The organism is Methanobrevibacter curvatus (genome assembly GCF_001639295.1).
GTDB lineage: Archaea > Methanobacteriota > Methanobacteria > Methanobacteriales > Methanobacteriaceae > Methanoflexus > Methanoflexus curvatus.
This window is the reverse complement of the sequence record NZ_LWMV01000023.1, coordinates 1-5400: the sequence shown is the minus strand read 5'-3', so window position 1 is coordinate 5400 and position 5400 is coordinate 1. Positions and strand designations below refer to the sequence as shown.

3 protein-coding genes are annotated in these 5400 nt (G+C 29.4%); all 3 read left to right on the top strand.

All coding sequences use genetic code 11. The features are described 5' to 3' along the window. Nucleotides 1–143: 143 nt before the first annotated feature. Entirely contained in the window at nt 144–4058 is a 3915-nt protein-coding gene (locus tag MBCUR_RS00855) for a transglutaminase domain-containing protein (protein WP_067089044.1), read from the top strand. Between the two features lie 13 nt (nt 4059–4071). Next, a complete protein-coding gene (locus tag MBCUR_RS00850; RefSeq protein WP_067089041.1) occupies nt 4072–4545 on the top strand; it encodes a hypothetical protein in 474 nt (157 codons plus the stop codon). Nucleotides 4546–4594: 49 nt separating this feature from the next. Beyond that, nucleotides 4595–5400 (top strand): right-handed parallel beta-helix repeat-containing protein (locus MBCUR_RS00845; protein ID WP_157077489.1); only part of this gene is annotated, 806 nt, incomplete at its 3' end.

The window sequence follows — 5400 nt, the reverse complement described above, 5'->3', positions numbered from 1 at the left end:
TTGTTTTTTTATTTTCATTTTTTTTAAACTTTTAATTGATTATATTTTTTTTCAGCTATTTTTTTTTAAAAAAATATTATATAAGTGATATAAATGGATGTAATTAATTTTAACATACGGAAATTCGTGCACGGGGGGGGGGGGTGAGAGCTGGAATTTTTCTTTTAATTTTAGTGTTCCTGTTTTCCCTTTCTTTCTCTGCAACTTCAGCAGGTAATCTTGCTGTTAGTGGAGATTCTTTTGACGACATAAATAACATTATTAATACTGCTAGTTCTGGAGATATTGTTCAATTAGGCTCAAACACATTTAAAAGCAATGGCTCAGTAATTAGAATAACTAAGGAAAATTTAACTTTTACTGGTGCTTCTGCTAATAATCCTGCAACTTTATCTGGAGAAAATATCAGTAGAATAGCATGGGTTAATGCAAATAATATCACATTTAGATATATTAAATTTATTAATGGAAATGGCAACACTTTAGGTGGAACAGCTATCACTACTTACACTAAAATAACTGTTGACAACTGTACATTTTTAAATAATGCTGGAGAAAGTGGAGCAGCCATTTTCATATATCCTCAAGCATATAACTCTGTAATAAAAAATTCCATTTTCAATAACAATCTAGGAAGCCAACCAGGCACAGATAATTTTGTTCAAGGAGGAGCAATAAGATCTGCTACAACAAACTTAACAATCACAGACTCAACATTTACTAACAATTTCGCCCTAAATGACGGAGGAGCCATTTCCATAACCAATGGAACAGGAACTAAAATCATAAACTGCAAATTCATTAACAACAGTGCAAATATAGGCGGAGCAATCAGAATTTCTGACTCTGAAGCAACCATTAGCAACTCCATATTTAACCAAAACAATGCAAGTAATGCAGGAGCAATATTCATATTTAATGGAACAGCCACAATACTAAACTCTAACTTCACCTCTAACAAAGCAAATAACGGTGGAGCAATAGAATTATACAACAGAACAAATAATGACAACAAAACAATCATCTTAAAAAACTTAATCTTTGACTCCAATACTGCCACAAACATGGGTGGAGCAATTCATACCCAAATTCCAATTAAATACCTAAATGACTCTATATTTAACAACAACTCGGCTATAAACGGAGGAGGAATATACTCTTTAAACAATTTACAAATTAATGCAGTCAACTTTTCACAAAACACTGCTACCACCTCTGGCGGAGCAATTTACACAAATGGTCAAATAAGCATTTCTTCTAAATCTAATTTTATATCTAACAATGCAAATAATGGCGGATCCATATATGCTCTTAAGGATTTAAATATTTCTAACTCAATATTTAGCAAAAATAATGCCATATCCAATGGTGGAGCATTATATATCAATGGAGGAACAACTAGAATATTAAGCAACTCAAACTTTTCATCTAATAACGGAGTTAACGGTGGTGCAATTTACCCCAACGGTGTATTAAGTATTTCAGCTAATTTTAATGATAATCTTGCAACTGGTAACGGTGGAGCTATTTACTCTCTTAAAAACTTACAAATCTCTTCATCTAACTTCAATGGGAATAATGCATCTAATAATGGTGGTGCATTGTATTTAAATGGTGGAGTTACAACTATTACTGGTAAATCTACTTTTAATGAGAATAGAGCCATTAATGGTGGTGGAGTTTATACTAATTCTAATTTAACCATTAATTCTCTTGAATTTTCAAGTAATATTGCTAGTTCTAATGGTGCTGGACTATATATTAACAGTGGTATTGTAAATATTTTAAATAATTCTAATTTCACCAACAATAAAGCAATTAATGGTAGTGGAGTTTACAGTAATGATAAATTAGTTGTTAATAGTGTTTTATTTTTAAATAATAATGCATCAGCTAATGGTGGAGCTATTTACAGTTTAAATGATTTAAACATCATTGCTACTAATTTTAATAAAAATACTGCTACAAACTCTGGTGGAGCTATTTATACAAATGGAATAAGTAGTATTTCTTCTAAATCTAGTTTTTATGAGAATAAAGCTACTAATGGTGGTGCAATATATTCTTTAAAAGATTTAAATATTTCTACTTCTATATTTAGTAAAAATAATGCCACATCTAATGGTGGTGCAGTATATATCAATGGAGGAACCACTAGAATATTAAGTAATTCGAATTTTTCATTAAATAGAGCTTTAAACGGTGGAGTGATATACTCTAATAACCTTTTAAATATTGTTTCGGCTAACTTTAATGATAATCTAGCAACGGTAAACGGTGGAGCTATTTTTTCTCTTAAAAACTTACAAATTTCCTCATCTAAGTTCAATGGAAATAGTGCATCTAATAATGGTGGAGCATTATATTTGAATGGTGGAGCCACAACTATTACTAGCAAATCTACTTTTAGTAACAATAAAGCAACTAATGGTGGGGCAATTTATAATAATGCACCACTAATTATCCAATCATCTACATTTAAGTCCAACAAAGCCACATCCAATGGTGGAGCAATATATTCAAATAAAAATCTAAACATTACTGGAGGAAGCATAGTTTCCAATAGTGCTCATTATGGTAGTGGAATTTACAACTTAGCAACTCTAAGAATTTCTAAAATAAATATAAGCTCTAATATCGCAAAAATTATAGGAATTTATCTAAAATACCCAAGTGCAGCCAAACCATCCACAAAAATAAAAATAAATACATATTTAAAAACTGGAGATAACATTCTAGAAGCAATATATAATACAAAAGGAAATACTTACATAAATGGAACTATAATGTCTCCTTTAAATTTTACTCCAAATAAAACTTTCGCTTCGTCCATTAATAATTTAAAAAAAAGCATTAAATCCAACTCAAAAGGAACGGCTACAAGAGAATACTCAGTTGGAAAAAATATCAAAACAATAACTATAGAAGTTAGCTACTCTCAAAACAACCAAAAATGGTCTATAAAAAAATCTATTAAAGTAAGTAAAACCGCTAAACCAACATCGACAGTAGGTGGCAGTACTAAATCAACAAAAATTAAAAGTACTTCTTCAGCAACAGCCTCTTCTAATAAAAATGGAGGTAATGTTAGAGTTTCTTTCTCAAATCATGAAAATTCACATTTAGCTAGCCTAATTAACATGAACAGTTATAAAATTAACTCTAAAAAAATTAGTTATTGGAATCTGAAAGTAAATAAAACTCTTACGGCTGTTACTGACTATGTTTATAAAGTTGATAACAAAGGCTGGTATTATTCCACAAAAAATAACAGTGGAGTTGGCTGGAAAAAATTAGATGCAAAACCTACTATTTCTGGAACTTGGTTTAATCTTACACATTCTAATGGGACATATGGTATTGGTAAATTAGTGCCTAAATATACCAACAATACTTCAAATAAAACAATAATGTTTTTTGTTTCAGTTAAAACTACTATTAATCATAAGTCTTTAACTCCTTACATAAGCTATACATACAAATTGACTAATAAGAATACTAAAGCCAACAAAACTGTTAGATTCTTTGAAAAATCGGATAATAGTATCTATCTCAAAATTGATGAATCTTCTAAAGTGTTAAAAAGTTATAATGATTATTTAGTACATTCTACAAAAGCACCTACTAATAACAAAAACATTATTTCATTAACAAAAAGCATAGTATCCAAAATTGAGGGTTCATTAAATTCAACTACCAAAGCAAAAGCACTTTTTAATTGGGTAAGAGATAAAATAGCATACCCTCCAAAATCAAGACAATATTATATGAGTTCTAAGTATGCTACAGGCACATTGTCTTCAAGAGAGGCTAATTGTGTTGATCAATCTAGTTTATTAATAAGTATGCTCCGCACTGCAAATATTCCATCACAATATATTCACTACCATGATTGCACTTTTAGAAGTGGAAAAATAGCTGGACATGTTTGGGTGGGTATATTTATTGGAAAATGGATTGAGGTTGACACAACTAGTAAATCTAACTCTTTTACAAGTATAGTTAATGTTAAAAAGAAAGGACCTAAACATGGATCACACACTATAATTGACATTTGAGGAGCATGATATAATGAATAAAAAAATAATGGTTTTAATAATATTGGCTTTATTATTAATATTTAGTATTGGAATGTATGCTTTGATTTCTTATACTACTGAGCCTATTACAGATAATAATTCTTCTTTAGCAAACAATTCTACAGATATTAATTCTAATTTATCTACAAATGAATCAAAAACAGATTCCAATACAACAACTAAAAATACTAATGACATAAATAAGAACGATAAGAAAAACAAAGCCAAAAATAATAAGATTGTACCTAAAATTAAAACAATAACATCAAAAGCCGATGTTATTAAAGAAGCCAACAAAATATTAAACGAACATAGAAAGTTCTATGGAAAAAATGCTGTAGTTAAAAATGTAGAAGTTAATAGATATGGTTTATGGTTTGTAGACTTTGTTGATTCAAAAACTGGGAAAAAAGTGGGGGAAACGATTATAAGTGATGAAACTGGTAAGATTGTTGAGGCTGATTGATATCTAATCTATTTTTATAATATAATTTATATGCTTAAAGGTGATTAAAATGTTGTGTAATAAAAGAATTTTGATGATTTTGATGATTTTCATAGTTTTAGCATTTTCTATATCTTCTGTTAGTGCTAGTTCTTTGTTTGTTAATGAGTCTTGGACTAATGAGGATATTCAGAATGCTTTGGATAGTGATATTAATATTGATATTTTGTATTTTAATTCTACTAGTTTAGGTGGTATTTATAGTGGAATTGATTTGTTTATTGGTCGTACCATGTCTATTATTGGAGATGTAGGTGTTGTTTTTGACGGATCTATTGGTGATGAACCTACTATGAATGTATTTACTATTCTTGGAGACAACATAATAATTAAAGGATTTACTATACTGAATTATAACATGGGAGTTACTGCTTCTGATTTAAGCAATATTTCCATAATCAACAATACTTTTGATAATTTGGATACAGCTCTTGAATTTAATAATATTAAAGGACTAAATATCGAAAATAATACAATTTCAAATATTAACGATGGAACCATTTTTGTTAGAGAATCTGAAAATGTGAACATCTATAGCAACAATATTAGTGGAGCAAATTTTGGCATTTACCTTTCTGGATTAAATAATACTAAAGTTAAAGGAAACAATGCCAACAATGTTGAAAGCGACGCGATTTATACAGAAAACACTGAAAATACTGCTATTGAAGAAAATAACCTTGACAATATAAGAGGATCTGGAATATATACATCCAACTCCAAAAACTTAGAAGTAAAAAAAAATAAAATCACTAATACTGACGGTGACGGCATAGTCATAGACACTACATCCAATGATGATAGTGATGGCATAGC

Bases quoted from the DNA above. Each gene is read 5' to 3' on its own strand.
- MBCUR_RS00850 (WP_067089041.1), top strand. From the start codon at position 4,072: ATGAATAAAAAAATAATGGTTTTAATAATATTGGCTTTATTATTAATA.